This is a genomic window from Candidatus Vicinibacter affinis, assembly GCA_016714365.1.
Lineage (GTDB): Bacteria > Bacteroidota > Bacteroidia > Chitinophagales > Saprospiraceae > Vicinibacter > Vicinibacter affinis.
The window spans coordinates 164,400-178,936 of the sequence record JADJNH010000006.1 but is presented as its reverse complement, the minus strand read 5'-3'; the positions used below and the strand labels follow the sequence as shown (position 1 = coordinate 178,936).

The following is a 14,537-nucleotide window of genomic DNA, read 5'->3' as shown; positions in this document are numbered from 1 at the left end:
TTTAACGAGCACCATTTTTGATCCACATCAGTTTGACGCTGGGACGCTACAAACAACCGATACGTTAACCCATTTGCAAATTAACTCATTAGCTCATTAACTCATTTTCAAATTCTCTCATTCTCTTCCCCATTTCTTCTGCTGCGATCGCTGCACCGGTCCAGGCTGCCTGAAAATTAAATCCACCTGTGAGGGCATCAATGTTGAGCACTTCTCCGGCGAGAAATAGATTTTTGCATTTTTTGCTTTCAAATGTTTTGAAATTTATTTCCTGTAAGGCTACGCCTCCGGCTGTTACAAATTCTTCTTTAAAGGTTGTTTTTCCTTTGATTTCAAAAATCTGATTGCAAAGCAGTTTGCTCAGGTAAGTAATTTCTTTAAGTTGCGTATCGGCCCAATTTTTAACGTCTGCTATACCGGCTTGAGCGCAAAAGTATTTCCATAGGCGCAAGGGTATATCGAACAATCCATGGGCGCAAACTAATTTTTTAGGATTCTTGTTTTTAAAATTTAAGAGGGATTCGAGTGTGGTGCTTTCAGCAGAATGAATCCAATTTACGGATATTGAAAATTCGTAATTGCGTTCAAATAATTCTCTGGCTGCCCATGCGGAGAGTTTTAAAATTCCGGGACCACTCAGTCCCCAATGGGTGATCAGCACAGGTCCTTCTTCTGAAAATTTTGTATTCAATATTTTAACAGTTGCATGTGGGACACTGAGGCCGGCTAAGGTATTCAGAACTTCGTCTTTAATTTTAAAAGTGAAGAGGGAAGGTACTGGTTGGATCAAAGTATGTCCCATGCTTTTTAAAATTTCCCAACTGCGCTGGTCACTGCCGCTGGATACCAACAAGAATCTTGATTGAAATATTTCAGCATCTGTATTGATCTTCCAAAGTTCATCCTCCTCAACCCATTTAATTTCTTGTGCACGTTTTTTTAATAAAAGTCTGATCCCGTATTGCTTAATGCAATGTTCAAAACAATCTGTAATACTCTGTGATTTGTTGCTTACCGGAAACATTCTTCCATCACTTTCTGTCTTCAAGGACACCCCGTGTGCGGTAAACCAATCAACTGTTTGCTGAGGACCGAAATGGTAAAACGGACCAAGAAGTTCTTTGTTCCCTCGAGGATAATATTTGACCAACTCCTCCGGGTCGAAACAAGCGTGTGTTACATTGCATCTTCCACCACCAGAGATGCGCACTTTTGACAAAGATTCCACCCCCGCTTCAAGGATGGCAATGCGGGATGCCGGTCTCATTTCTGCAAATTGGATGGCTGCAAAAAATCCTGCTGCACCGCCGCCGATGACCACCAAGTCAAAATTACTTATGAGGGGTGTTGTCATTGTTGACGCACAAAGATTAATTATTTATTTGGATGAGTTTGCCTGAGGATATAATTTTTCCCAGTTGGTCCGCGACCTGGTAAAAAATTAATCCCGATGATAAGGTTTTATTAAGTGGAATAAAATTTTCACCAGGAAATAAAATTTTACGGGAGATAAATTCACCTGTTCCTGAAAACAATTTTAAAATCATCTTATCTTCAAAATGATTGTTCAATAAAAAATGATCATGGAATGGATTTGGAAAAATCTCAATGGCATCCTTTGTTGGGGAAATCGTTTTGTTTGGCAGGGAACCCACTAATTTAAAACCGTCCAGAGCAGCTTTTAGGGAGATGGCATACATCGATGAATCCGGATTGTTCCATAAATGAAATACAAATCGGACAGAGTCTCTTTTTATTCCTTTGACTTTTATTTTTCGATCCGTTTTAGGATTAAAATTTCCTTTTAGATTAAGTGGAATATTTTCAATAAATATTTTTTCATCATCCATCTGGAGGTAGCACTCCATGATGGCATCATCCCACCCACCGTAGGCCCAGGGATAATAGGACAGTTGAATCTCATCATATGGATTCAGATTCATGGAAGGAGACATTAGGTATAGATGACCGTTGAGTCTGTATTTCGAATCAGTGTCCCCAAAATTATTGGTATAAATACATTGATCTCCAAAGTCCCCGCTGATGTCTTTGGATGGGTAGTTGGAAGGAGGCGGAAACAATTCAGACAGATTGCCGTATTGCCAACTCACTATGCTGTCGTCGGAAATAATTTTCCAGTCATGATGCAATACAAACTGATCTTCAAATCCTATGGATAATGTGTAATTCTTTTCATGGTAACCGGATATAACTAAGTTGCTGTCTCCTTTATGCAGATAGGACCATTTCCCGCAGAGTAAAACATATTGTCCATGGTATATCTGATCAATCAGGCAAAGCCCATTTGAATCTGTTTTTCCGGAATAACTAAGTTGGTCTGTCCAGATTTGAACCTCCGCATCAGGGATGACATTTCCTGTTTGTGCATCATTCAAAGTAATTTTAATGGATGATTTGGGTAGTTCTTCCATTAAAATATCAAGGGTAATCAAACTGTCTGTAAACAGATCAATATTTTTTCTGTAAATCTGATATCCTGCTTTACTGACCGTTATTTCGTGGGTTCCATTGTCACCGGATCCCATTTTATAATTTCCCTTCAGATCAGAATTTGATTGGATCTTGTTTGGGCCATTAAGGGGCTTAAGACTAATGTGCGCATCGTAGATGGGAAGGTTAGTTGCTTTGTCTGCAACCTTGCCTGCCAGGTAAGCCGCTCTGGTTCCATTAAATTCCATTACAAACATTCCGGTTTCGATGTCAGATGCTATGATCAAACCTGATTTAAAAAATGGGTAAACGCTCCAGCATCCATGAAAGCCGCTGAGTTTTCCGGGATAGGTATCAAAATATCCGACTTCCACAAGATTGTCAGGTCTTCTGGTGTCAAGTACCCGAACACCTTCCGTATACCAACTGATGTACAAGTGATCCTGATGATGAAAAACATTATGGGGAATGTGGTAAGGGTCAGCACCAAATCCGACTCTGAATTGGTCCTTTTTTCGTATAAAGTAAGGATCAGATACATCCCAGGCTTCCACCAAAGCTCCATTGGTTTCATCGGCGGTGTACAAAATCTTTTGTTTCTGATCCAGCCAGACAGAGTGTGTAAAGGTGAAGGCTGTTCTTTGATCAGCTATTCTTTTAGGCGCTTTTCGGTCTTTTATATCCCAGATACTGAACACCCCATTAAATAATTCTGCTCCATAAAGTACATCTTCCCATACATGGACTTCATGCATGTAATCACCATTCTGATTAAAAATCAATTGTGGTTGCCAGGGATCAAATGAAGGATCAAGTATCGCAAAACCAGCGCCCACTTCCCTTGCTCCACTTAAATAGATAAAGCCTTTTTCATCTACGTACAAAGTATGTGCATTGGTGACACGAAAACTATCCCCATCGGCGTTTAAAAAGTCAAAAACAAATTTGTGCTGAATAGAATCCGGATTTCGCAAATCAATGATCAACAATCCATCGTCACACTCACTGGATACGTAAGCGAAGTCTCCGGAAGTCTTTAACTCGCGCCAAAGGCAGGGATTACTTTGAATAAATAATATCTCCTTAGGCTGATCCGGCAAACTGAGATCGTAAATCCGGACACCTTCAGCAGTTCCCAAGAGCGCCAATTCCTTTCCATTTCCGGTTGTATGACCCCAAATACTGCTGCAGTTTTCAGGAGGTTTTACCAATGCCCGAACTTGCATATTCCATCCGCTCTGGGCGGAGAGCGTTGCTGAAAAACACAATAATATAAATAAATTATTTAAGTAATATATAATATTCATGATTACAATACAATTACGTATATTAAATTTATAATATATTATTTTTGAGCTTTATTTTTGACGCATTTTTAACAGATTAGGAAGTCCATTCTGCTTAACTTTGCGGCAAGTTAAATAAATCATTCTTACAAGACATGGCAAATTTCAGGCATTTATTCTGGATTCCCTTTGTGGCTATTATTTTTTCATTGGATCTGGCGGCGCAACCTCTTCAGTTTTTTGATGTGAAAGATAGTTTGCCTTTGAAAGCTTTGAACGTACATGGAACCACTGATGCCGGATGGATTACTTTGGCAAATGCTCCGGACTCTACCATTCAGTTGATCAAGTACAACTATTGCGGTAAAAAGGTCTATACCAAAAAATTTAAAGTAGACACTTTTGATTTGTTTTCCATGAATACTGCAAGATTTCCAGGAGGAAGTCAGTCAGATACCATTTTATTGGCAGAGATATTTACCAAAGGAGCGCAATCAGGTATTCACTTGCTTGAAATCCATCCATTCACAGGAAGTGTTTTACTGTCTACCACGATTTCCATTCCCGATCAGAAAGTCTATCTAAATCCGGTAGTGCATGCGACCAATGATGTACAATCCCGCTATATAAGTTTTAATGCCGGCCCTGATTCATCCAACCTAAGCGGATACCTGATCAGGACGGATCAGAATTTTTCTCAGCAACTATTGAGTAAAATGGATTCTGCTCATTTAATCCGCGATGTACACGTTTTTAATAACAATCAGATTTTTCTTGCCCTGGACAGCAATCTCGTGGCAGGGATAGACCCAAGTTTCAATGTATTGTTTTCCTATCATTTGGACAGCCAGTTTGTACACATTGACCGGGGTATTGTGACTGGTAATTCCAGTATTGTTTTGGCTGGTAATTATTTTACCACCTCTTCTACCCATAATTTATGTTTGGTGGAATTGGATCAGGATGGCATTATTGAAGAGCAAACGACTCTGGCATATCCCTATGATCCAAGTCTGGAGCCAAGGGTGGTCAGTTTTAGGCCCCGGGGAGGAAATCAGCGGCAATATTTAACTTCCTTTGCACACCGTGTAAATGGAAATCTATCTTCACCTGCAGGTGCAAAGTATGATTCCAGATTAGCAAATACAGCCAATAATTCTTTATTGAAGAGTATAACATCGGATAAGGTATCTAACCTTGCCATCGATTATTCTGAGATTGAAGAGAATGTAATCATGACCGGCAACTTCACAGACACGCTGCGCTTCTTCAATGCAAAGTTGGCTACGGATTTAAAGATCAATGATGTCAAATGTACTGCGGAGGATAAGGAAATTATTGCCAGAACCAATGTTGAAAAATTTAAACAAGATACTTTTGCCGGGTTGAAATTGATCAGTTTACCCATGGTCAATAACAATTCAACCATCATCCCAAAAATGTTCGATCTTGAATTAAAGCGAAGTTGCAGTTATTACGACTTTAAACAAGGTGCCACCAAAGTCATGGGATGTGTGGGCGATTCCAATACCATACTTGCCATTCCGGTTAAGTACGCCAATCTTGATTTCCAAAATCCTTTTGTAAAATATCTTTGGTCACCTGATCCTGATACCAAGATTCCCAATACCACCTATGATACTTTAATCACCATACCCAATATTGCTTTAACCATCACCTCCTCCTATTGTGATGAGGCAGCTAGTTTGACATACAACATAGAAGAATTACCATGTGTGGACTTCCCGAATGTTTTTATGCCGGGTAGTGAAACGGTGGTGAATAAAGATTTCAATCCAGTGTACAAAGACAACAATCTCAACAAAATCAGAAGTGTTGAATTTGATATTTACAATCGCTGGGGTAAAAAGGTGTTTTCCACAACCAATCCTGCAGCAACCTGGGACGGAAACATAGATGGGAATCCTGCACCGATGGAGTCTTACCTGTACACCTTGACCATATTTTATCTGAACAATCAAGTTCGTACTCAAAAGGGTGTTTTTTCATTGATTCGATAGATCGTTTGAATATGTTTAAGTTCTTGTGGACACTTTTGCCTGCTTTATTCATTGGTGTACTTAATGCTCAGGAATTTGAAGACTTTACTTTAGAGAAGGAAGTCAAGATTTTTTTGGAAAAGAACTTTTCAGATTTAAAGAGTTTTAATCTGGGTGTAAAAGTTAAAAATGAGGACCAGCAATTGTACCTGGATTCCATTGAGTATTCTCCCTGGTTTGTAGCCGATTTCAATGACGATGGACTGCTTGATTTATTTGTTCAGGGTTATAAAAGAAAGATAAATGAGAGTTATCTGATTATAGCCAAGGAAGACGCAGGTGTTTATGAATTGGTACCGGTAAGTCCGACAAAAGTAGTAGGAGATCTTAATATTCCATTCATTGAGGAAACAAAGGATGGACCACTTATTGTATATAAGCAATACGCATCCGAGCAAACTGTTACCATGAAAAATGGCAATGAGGTGCGGTTTCCTAAGAATTTTAACACCTATTACTCACTGGGTTTTCTCAGAAAAGATACCCTAATTTACAAGTTTGACCGATTGATTGAATACACCTCCAATCCGAATGTAAACGGTTTAAGATTTATACAAATACATTCCTATTGTCAGTTTGGGGGATGCCCGGACTACCGGTTGAAGATCGACAGTACCGGAGGAATGATTCTGCAGAATATTAAAAATACGGAACTCGAGGAAGGGATCTTTAAAGCTCAATGTGACCCGGATCTATTCCGTAACTTATTGCTCAGGTTAAAGTATTTGCATATCCCAAAAAATGAAATGAAATTTGGAGAAGCAACAGAAGACCATGTCAACAGTCTGATGATCAGTTTTGATGATGGCAGGGTAGTAAAGGTAATGGACTACAACCGGGCCGCCACCCTTGGGCTGCAATGTATCTATGACCACCTGGAGGAAATCAGAAAGACCACCTTGTGGTAGTAGGAAGGATTGTTTTATGCTCTTATCTTTGATTCTGCCTTAAAATCCTTTTGTTAAGTTTATTTTAACGAAAAATATTGATAAGCTTTTACGAAATACTGTAACTTTGATAAGTAATGCACATCTATTTTAAACCATTAAATTTATTTAAATGAAAAAATTCCTTTTAATGTTCGGAGCTTTTATGGCTTTCAATGCTATGGTCAATGCTCAAACTCCAAGACCTGACAGAACCGGTGGACCTGCTGCTGCACCTCAGGGAACTGAAACAAAATCTGGCGATGCCACTGGAACATCAACCACCACCAAACCTGGGGCTACTTCAACTGCTCCTAAGGTAACTACTCCTTCTGCTTCTAAACCAGCTGCTGGAACTGGTGGTGACGGTACTGCTGCTACTGATGGCAACATCAGAGACCATAAGTGTACTGCTGCTTGCAAAGGTGGAAATCACGTTTTAGCTCATGGAGAAAAAGGCCATAAATGTACCGCTGCTTGTAAAAGAAGGCCAACAACACAAAAGGCTGCTCCAGTGAAGGGCGCCAATCCAACGAAGTAATTTTTTGGAAAAATTTAAAAAAAATAGGGGGTTACAAAAGTAACCCCCTATTTTTTTTGTGCAGTTGACATGGTTGAGGTGATTAAAATGTACACAGTGCATTTTGCTCCCAAATAGGTTTATACCGAACTCAACACTCATTTTAGCGAGATACCATAGTATTAATTTGATTAGCACTTCGATGAAAAAATATTTCTGATTCAAAGGCATTATTTTTTAAAGGATGAGAAAAAAAATAATTTTAATAATTAGCCTTTAATTCTGATAACCTTTTATCAAAATGAATCACTGTAATATGTAAACTATAATTTTTAAACCATTAAATTTTGAATTAAATGAAAAAACTGCTTTTAACTTTCGGTGCTCTTATGGCTTTCAATGCTATGATCAATGCTCAAGCTCCAAGACCTGACAGAACCGGTGGACCTGCTGCTGCACCTCAGGGTACAGAAACAAAATCCACAGACGTTTCCGGAAAATCTACGGATGCTAAACCTGCTGCAACTACTACAACTGCCAAAACATCCAGCAGTACAGATGCAACCACTCAGGGAACTGATACAAAATCTGCCGATGGTACCAGAAAATCTGCCGGTGCAAAACCAAATGCTTCATCTTCAACGCCAAAGCGTTCTACCCCTGCAACTAAACCAACAAGTGTAGATACTAAAAGAAGACCAACTACACAAGGAGCTGCTCCGGTGAAAGGAACTAATCCTGCGAAGTAATTTTTTGGAACATTCAAAATGCAACGGGGGGCTTCCAAAAGAAGCCTCCTGTTTTTTTTTGGTAAATTAGGTTTATGTTACCCGGTATGGGTCCTCACAGTAAGCCTTGATTATGTGAATAATTATTGTCCTTTAAATTTTAGAAGCCGAGAACAAATGTTGAATTGGAAAACGGATTTTTGGAAATTCATTTTTGGCGAATATAATTCCATTCGATACCCTTGCTTTAAAATCCGGCTCTGATAAATTCCATCATTCTTTCAACAGCCATTTTGTAACCATCCAGACCAAATCCAACAAAAGAACTTACACAGACCTCTTTAATTAAAGAAATGCGACGAAATTGCTCGCGGCTATAGATGTTGCTCAAATGCACTTCAATAACAGGAATTTGGATTCCTGCCAAGGCATCTCGAATGGCCACAGAAGTATGAGTATAAGCTCCGGGATTTATGACAATTCCTCTGTACGATTTGGTTGATTCCTGGATGCAGTCTATGAGATCTCCTTCATGGTTACTTTGATAATATCCCAAGGTTACCTCAGCAAAAGTTGCATGTAAATTTTCCAAGTATGTTTCAAACGATACGTTCCCGTAAATTTCTGGTTGACGTACCCCCAGCATATTCAGATTAGGGCCATTTATAATGAGTATGCCCGGCTTCTGCATCAATTGACCATTTCAGAAAGGAACTTAAGGCGGACCAATCGAATTTCTTCAAAGGTAATGTCGTCCTCCTTGAGGCTTCTATAAGCTTCTTCGGTTGAGTCACTGTCTGCCGTATTGAAGTAATCGTAGATGTCTTCGCATATCGATTCGTCCACTTCTTCTTTTATGTAGTAATCTATATTTATTTTAGTTCCTGAACTGACGATGATGTTTAATTCGTCCATCAGCTCTTCCATATTCATTTGAACATTTCGGGCAATATCACCAAGAGGCATTTTTTTGTCAATGCATTTTATAATTTCCACTTTTGCCTTGGACTTGTCAGCTACTTGCTTAATTTGGAAATCATCCGGGCGTTCAATTTCATTTTCTTCTACATATTTGGCAATGTAGTCTATGAAAGCCTGACCATATCGTTCTGCCTTTCCTCTGCTTACACCGGATATTTTGCACAGGTCTTCCATGCTGATAGGGTATTGAGTAGCCATTTCTTCTAAGGAAGGATCAAAGAACACCACCCAAGGTTTAACCTTATGTTTTTTGGCTACATCCAGTCTGATTTCTTTTAAAGTATTGAAGAGCTGCGGATCCAGCGCTACACCTTGTGCCGGAGCGGTATCTTCTTCAATGGAACTGGTATTACCGTAATCATGGTTGATTGAAATTTCAACGGCTTCCGGTTTTTTAATGAATTCCTTGCCCTGTTCGCTGAGTTTTAGAATTCCATAAGTTTCTACATCTTTAATAATAAAACCTTGTAAAATCCCTTGTCTGAATAAAGAGAACCAGAAAAGATTGTCCCTGTCTTTCCCTTGTCCAAACAATTCATGACGGTCTAGTTCGTAGTCCAGAATATCCTTTGTGTTGATTCCACAGAGGAATTCGACCAAAGGTTTTATGGTAAAATTTTGATTGAGTGCAAGAATGGTTTTTAAGGCCAGCAGCATTTCTTTTTTGACTTCTAATTTTGGTTTAGGGTGTCTGCAATTGTCGCACATAGCCTTGCAGCGAGATTCTTCAAATTCCTCTCCGAAATAATGAAGTACAAATTTTCGTCTGCATACAGAACTTTCTACGTATGCTTCCACCTCATCAAGGAGCTGAGCTCCCATATCCCGTTCAGAAGCCGGTTTGTCTCTCAGGAATTTTTCCAGTCTGGTGAGGTCTGAATTAGCGAAGAAAGCAAAACAATTGCCAATCATGCCATCACGGCCTGCCCGACCTGTCTCCTGATAATAATTTTCAAGGGATTTTGGAATGTCATAATGGATAACTACCCGTACATCCGGCTTGTCAATCCCCATTCCAAAGGCAATCGTGGCACAAATAACATCGATTTCTTCCATCAGAAAATCATCCTGAACCTGAGATCTTGCTTTTGGATCCATGCCAGCATGGTAAGGAGCAGCTTTAATCCCGTTAACTAGAAGTACCTGAGCCAACTCCTCAGTCGTTTTTCGGGCTTGCACATAGATAATGGCGGATTCACCCGGTTGGGCCTTTAGGATTTGGACGATCTGTTTCATCGTCTGGTCCTTATTAATTTTTGGCCTTACTTCATAATATAGATTGGGTCGGTTGAAGGACTCCATGTAAATATCCGGATCATTCATTTCCAAACTCTTTACGATGTCAATCTGGACTTTAGGTGTTGCAGTAGCCGTGAGTGCAATAATGGGAATGTGTCGGTCAATGGAATTGATCATGTCTCTGATGCGACGATAATCCGGTCGGAAGTCGTGTCCCCATTCAGAGATACAATGTGCTTCATCTACTGCCATAAAGGAGAGGTCCACTGAATTTAAAAATTCGATGGTTTCTTCTTTTTGCAAAGTCTCCGGTGCAACATAGAGCAATTTGGTTTTTGCACGGGTAATGTCTTCCTTTACCTGCTTGATTTCTGAGCGATTCAGCGAGGAATTCATAAAATGCGCAATCTCGTCTGTCTGTCCATAACCCCGGATGGCATCTACCTGATTTTTCATCAGTGCAATGAGGGGTGAAATGATGATGGCAGTGCCAGGTAACATCAGGGCAGGAAGCTGATAGCAGAGGGACTTTCCCCCACCTGTCGGCATAATTACGAAAGTATCTTTTTGATTGAGTACAGATTCTATGATCTTCTCTTGATTGCCTTTAAAGGATTCGAAACCAAAATGAAATTTTAATGCCTCGTTTATACGGTCTTTTGTCAACATTTGAAATTGGAAAAATTAGATCGGTTTTGTGCTGTCATGCAGCGAAGTCTAAAAATAAGCATTTTTAATCAATTCGAACCATTTGAGGTAGGATATTTACAAATCATTAAATAAAAATTAAGCCTGCTGAAGGATCATTTAATATTTTGCAGACTTTATGGAAAATCAATTAAAAGCACAAATCCTGGAACTTGAAAGAGCCGGTGCAGCCTTATCACCGGACCGTAAGATCCGCGAAGGATTGGATCGTGAAATGCAAGAATTTGCACAGGACTTTTTGGACAGTCTGATGGATCGAAAAGCCTATTTTTCCTTTGAAAGTATGAAGGGCAAATTGGAGCACCCGGACAATGAAACTATGGATTTGCATGGCATTCTGAATCAATTGGATGAAGAAATGCTCCATCAGGGTCTTAATCCTGCTTCCGGAGGGCATTTGGGTTATATACCAGGAGGTGGTTTGTACGCAGGTGCGTTGGGAGATTATCTGGCTGCTGTATGCAACCAATATGCCGGAATATACTACAGCGGTCCCGGTGCTGTAAAACTTGAAAATGAACTCATACGATGGCTCTGCCGAATCATGGGTTTTCCATCTACCGCGCATGGCAATCTCACCAGTGGGGGAAGCATAGCCAACCTCATAGCCTTTACCACTGCCCGGGAAGCTAAAGAGCTTAAGGCAGCTGAATTCAACAAACAGTGCATCTACCTGACTTCACAGGTTCATCATTGTGTACACAAGGCCATCCGTATTTGTGGGATGCGCGAAGCCAGAACCCGATTTGTAGCCATGGATGATCGTTTCAGAATGGATCCGGTAGATTTAAGGAAGAAGATTGAGGAAGATCTGGAATTAGGTTTTGAACCCTTCATCATCATTGGATCTGCCGGTACCACAGATACCGGAGCAGTAGACCCGCTTAATGAATTGGCAACGGTGGCAGAGGATTATCATCTGTGGTTTCATGTCGATGCAGCTTATGGGGGATTTTTTATTTTAGCAGATCTTGAGGATGAACTTGGTTATCCGCTTAAAAATAAATTCTCCGGAATCGAGCGAGCTGACTCGCTTGCCATTGATCCGCATAAGGGCTTATTTTTATCATACGGTCTGGGAGCGGTCCTTATCAAAGATACTGCCTCTCAATACAAAGCCCATTATTATCGTGCTGCATACATGCAGGATACCGTACAGGCGATGGAAGAACTCAGTGCCTCCGACCTTTCTCCTGAGCTCACCAAACACTTTAGGGGATTGAGATTGTGGATTCCATTGCGTTTGTATGGCATTGAACCTTTCAAGGCAGCCCTGGAGGAAAAAATACTTTTGTGCAGATATTTTTATGAGGAGATCCGTAAGATGGGTTTTGAAGTTGGTTCCTATCCGGATTTGTCCGTATGCATTTACCGTTATGTTCCACTTCAGGGAGACGCAGATGCATTTAATGCGGCACTTGTGGACCACGTGGTGCGAGATGGCCGGATGTTTGTTTCTTCAACCACCATTCATCAGCAATACTGGATACGCATCGCAATTCTTTCTTTCCGTACACATTTGCGGGAAATAGATTTGTACCTGGAAATTATCAGAGAATTCATGAAAGGTAATGTTTAGAAAATATTTTGTTTGTTTTGAACCATGTGTACATATAAAGATTCATTTTTTTTTCAAAACGCGCTATTCAAAAGTTGGATAAGGAAAGTGTAGTAAAATAAATATTGTCAGATATTTTTACAAAATATTTTTCATGCTCATAAATATGGTTAGCAATGTTAAAAATGATTTACATACTGATGGCAGGCATCAATGCACTGGCCGTTCTTTTTCTGCTCAAAGGATTTTGGGTAACTCTTATTGATTCATATCATCCAAAATCAGAAGCCTTTGTGTATTTGATTGCGGGATTACTATTGGGCTTGAGTTCATACCTTTCCTACAACACCACCAAAGGAAATGAGATGTATGGATACGGTTGTAAATTTATCGGAATTTCCTGGATAGTCATTTTGATGATCACGAAGCTTGCCATTATGCTTATGTCAGGACCACCCAGATAGAAATTGGATTCTAAAGCCAGGTACTTGGTAATGTAAATTTAGATCCTAAAAATCACTTTAATAAAGTTTCCTGATGAAGGTAAAAGTTTATAGGGTAAGATCTTTAGAACATGGAGTCGAACTTGTTTTCTTAGAATTTTTTATTCACATTAAAAGGTGGTGGATTTTTTTAAAAATGGTTTTGAAAGGGTATTGAAATTCGAAAAAATGAATCCGAAATTATTCGTTTCGCCGTTCCTGATTTAAGTATGTTAAATTGGACTTTTAGGAACCCTACTTCACGCTGTATGATAATAATCACCTGTTAGGTTTCTCAAACCATCGCCAGGATGTATATGTAAAATATTATTCTTAAACGGCAAAATAGAGTTGAAAGGCTAAAGTGTCCAAAGGTCAATTTTATCGACAAGTATATTTGAAACACGGTTGATAATCAATATTAAAAATAAATATACAGGCAATTCACCAAAATTGGAAATACTGACTTACATTTGCCAAGGGCGTTTCATATTTTGTTCAGCGCTTTGTTTGCGATCTGAATCATAGTTCAATTTTCATTTTGGGCATAGGTATTGCCGTTCCACTAAACTTGATTTTTTTTTTTTGCGTTTTATTCAGATTCTAGAGATTTATAAAAAACGGAGATTAATTATTTCTAAAAACATTGTCCTTTATAAATTATTTAAAATTTTTATTATGAACAGGCTACTACTACATTGTTTCGTTTTGCTTTTTTTATTTGTGCTTACAGGCTGTCCCTCAAATGATTCGTCTGACAGTGATTTCTCAGGATCCATCTATTATAATGATGGCTCTCAGGCAGGTGGAACATTGTTCAGGATATCAGCAAAAGATGGAAATGTTGAACAGCTGATGAATAATGCAATACAGCCGGACATCATGGCCAATGGGGATATCCTGGCCATCGAAAATCACCAAGGCAGAATCATGATTACGGACCTATACGGTGCAAATCGAAGAACGCTTGTTTCCTGGAGCGTAGATCCCAATAATAAAGACAGAAATTTTTTAAACTCACCTCGTATTTCATTTGATCAGAAATATGTGGCATACGATGGGTATCCTTATAATCAGGTGACTTATGTGGTCGATGCTCAATCCGGACAATTATTATTAAGCGTTGGTAATCCAGACAAGCTTGATCAAAGTTATTACTCACCAAGTTGGGCGCCTGATGGTTCATTGATTGTTCAGGGGGCCCCTTCTAGAAACAATGGACTTTATTTAATTGATAAGGATTTTAATTCCATCACACGAATAGATCCTAATCTAACAGATGTAAACAGTCCCAGTGTAAGTCCGGATGGTAATACCATAGCATTTATAAGTAGTTATGAATTGTGGACCATGTCATTTGATGGTTCAAATCCCCGGCAAATAAAAACAGATTTAACTGTGCCTTCTGCTCCAACCTGGTCTCCCGACAGTAGATACATTGCCGTAGTCAGCGGATTAAGAATTTATATGGTAGATGTAAGAAATTCAACCATAACGCGTCTTGAAGACAGCAGAGCCGCAGGCTCCCAACAAATTAGTTGGAAATAATTTCAGATAAACAGGCCTGTCATTTAAATATTAAAAAGATATGTACAGGC

The 14,537-nt window shown here is 39.4% G+C and carries 11 protein-coding genes; 7 read left to right on the top strand and 4 right to left on the bottom strand.

What is annotated here, in order from left to right; genetic code table 11:
* Positions 1 to 88: 88 nt before the first annotated feature.
* Positions 89 to 1,354 (bottom strand): aminoacetone oxidase family FAD-binding enzyme, encoded by a 1,266-nt coding sequence (locus IPJ53_13935; GenBank protein ID MBK7800197.1) that lies wholly within the window; start codon positions 1,352 to 1,354, stop codon positions 89 to 91.
* A 16-nt stretch (positions 1,355 to 1,370) separates the two neighbouring features.
* Positions 1,371 to 3,758: a choice-of-anchor B family protein gene (locus tag IPJ53_13930; protein ID MBK7800196.1), complete on the bottom strand. Its 2,388-nt coding sequence runs from the start codon at positions 3,756 to 3,758 to the stop codon at positions 1,371 to 1,373.
* 134 nt (positions 3,759 to 3,892) lie between these two features.
* Between IPJ53_13930 and IPJ53_13925 the strand changes: the two genes are divergently transcribed.
* The 4 genes from IPJ53_13925 (at position 3,893) to IPJ53_13910 (ending at position 7,992) form a co-directional block, all read left to right on the top strand.
* Positions 3,893 to 5,758 (top strand): gliding motility-associated C-terminal domain-containing protein, encoded by a 1,866-nt coding sequence (locus IPJ53_13925; protein MBK7800195.1) that lies wholly within the window; start codon positions 3,893 to 3,895, stop codon positions 5,756 to 5,758.
* 11 nt (positions 5,759 to 5,769) lie between these two features.
* A complete protein-coding gene (locus IPJ53_13920) occupies positions 5,770 to 6,705 on the top strand; it encodes a hypothetical protein (protein MBK7800194.1) in 936 nt (311 codons plus the stop codon).
* Positions 6,706 to 6,856: 151 nt separating this feature from the next.
* Positions 6,857 to 7,264 (top strand): hypothetical protein, encoded by a 408-nt coding sequence (locus IPJ53_13915; GenBank protein MBK7800193.1) that lies wholly within the window; start codon positions 6,857 to 6,859, stop codon positions 7,262 to 7,264.
* Positions 7,265 to 7,599: 335 nt separating this feature from the next.
* Positions 7,600 to 7,992: a hypothetical protein gene (locus IPJ53_13910; protein MBK7800192.1), complete on the top strand. Its 393-nt coding sequence runs from the start codon at positions 7,600 to 7,602 to the stop codon at positions 7,990 to 7,992.
* Positions 7,993 to 8,218: 226 nt separating this feature from the next.
* Here the strand turns inward: IPJ53_13910 and aroQ are convergent, their stop codons facing one another.
* Both aroQ and IPJ53_13900 read right to left on the bottom strand, forming a co-directional pair.
* Positions 8,219 to 8,662 (bottom strand): type II 3-dehydroquinate dehydratase, encoded by a 444-nt coding sequence (aroQ, locus tag IPJ53_13905; protein MBK7800191.1) that lies wholly within the window; start codon positions 8,660 to 8,662, stop codon positions 8,219 to 8,221.
* On the bottom strand, positions 8,662 to 10,860 hold the full coding sequence (locus IPJ53_13900; protein ID MBK7800190.1) for an ATP-dependent DNA helicase RecQ: 2,199 nt from the start codon (positions 10,858 to 10,860) through the stop codon (positions 8,662 to 8,664). Before IPJ53_13900 ends, aroQ begins: the two co-directional genes overlap by 1 nt.
* 157 nt (positions 10,861 to 11,017) lie before the next feature.
* On the opposite strand from IPJ53_13900, the gene IPJ53_13895 reads away from it, so the two are divergent.
* The 3 genes from IPJ53_13895 to IPJ53_13885 all read left to right on the top strand — a co-directional run bounded on the left by IPJ53_13895 (position 11,018) and on the right by IPJ53_13885 (position 14,487).
* Entirely contained in the window at positions 11,018 to 12,478 is a 1,461-nt protein-coding gene (locus IPJ53_13895; GenBank protein MBK7800189.1) for an aminotransferase class I/II-fold pyridoxal phosphate-dependent enzyme, read from the top strand.
* Positions 12,479 to 12,642: 164 nt separating this feature from the next.
* Positions 12,643 to 12,921: a hypothetical protein gene (locus tag IPJ53_13890; GenBank protein ID MBK7800188.1), complete on the top strand. Its 279-nt coding sequence runs from the start codon at positions 12,643 to 12,645 to the stop codon at positions 12,919 to 12,921.
* Positions 12,922 to 13,617: 696 nt separating this feature from the next.
* Positions 13,618 to 14,487, top strand: coding sequence for a PD40 domain-containing protein (locus IPJ53_13885; GenBank protein MBK7800187.1), 870 nt, complete (start codon positions 13,618 to 13,620; stop codon positions 14,485 to 14,487).
* Positions 14,488 to 14,537 lie beyond the last annotated feature (50 nt).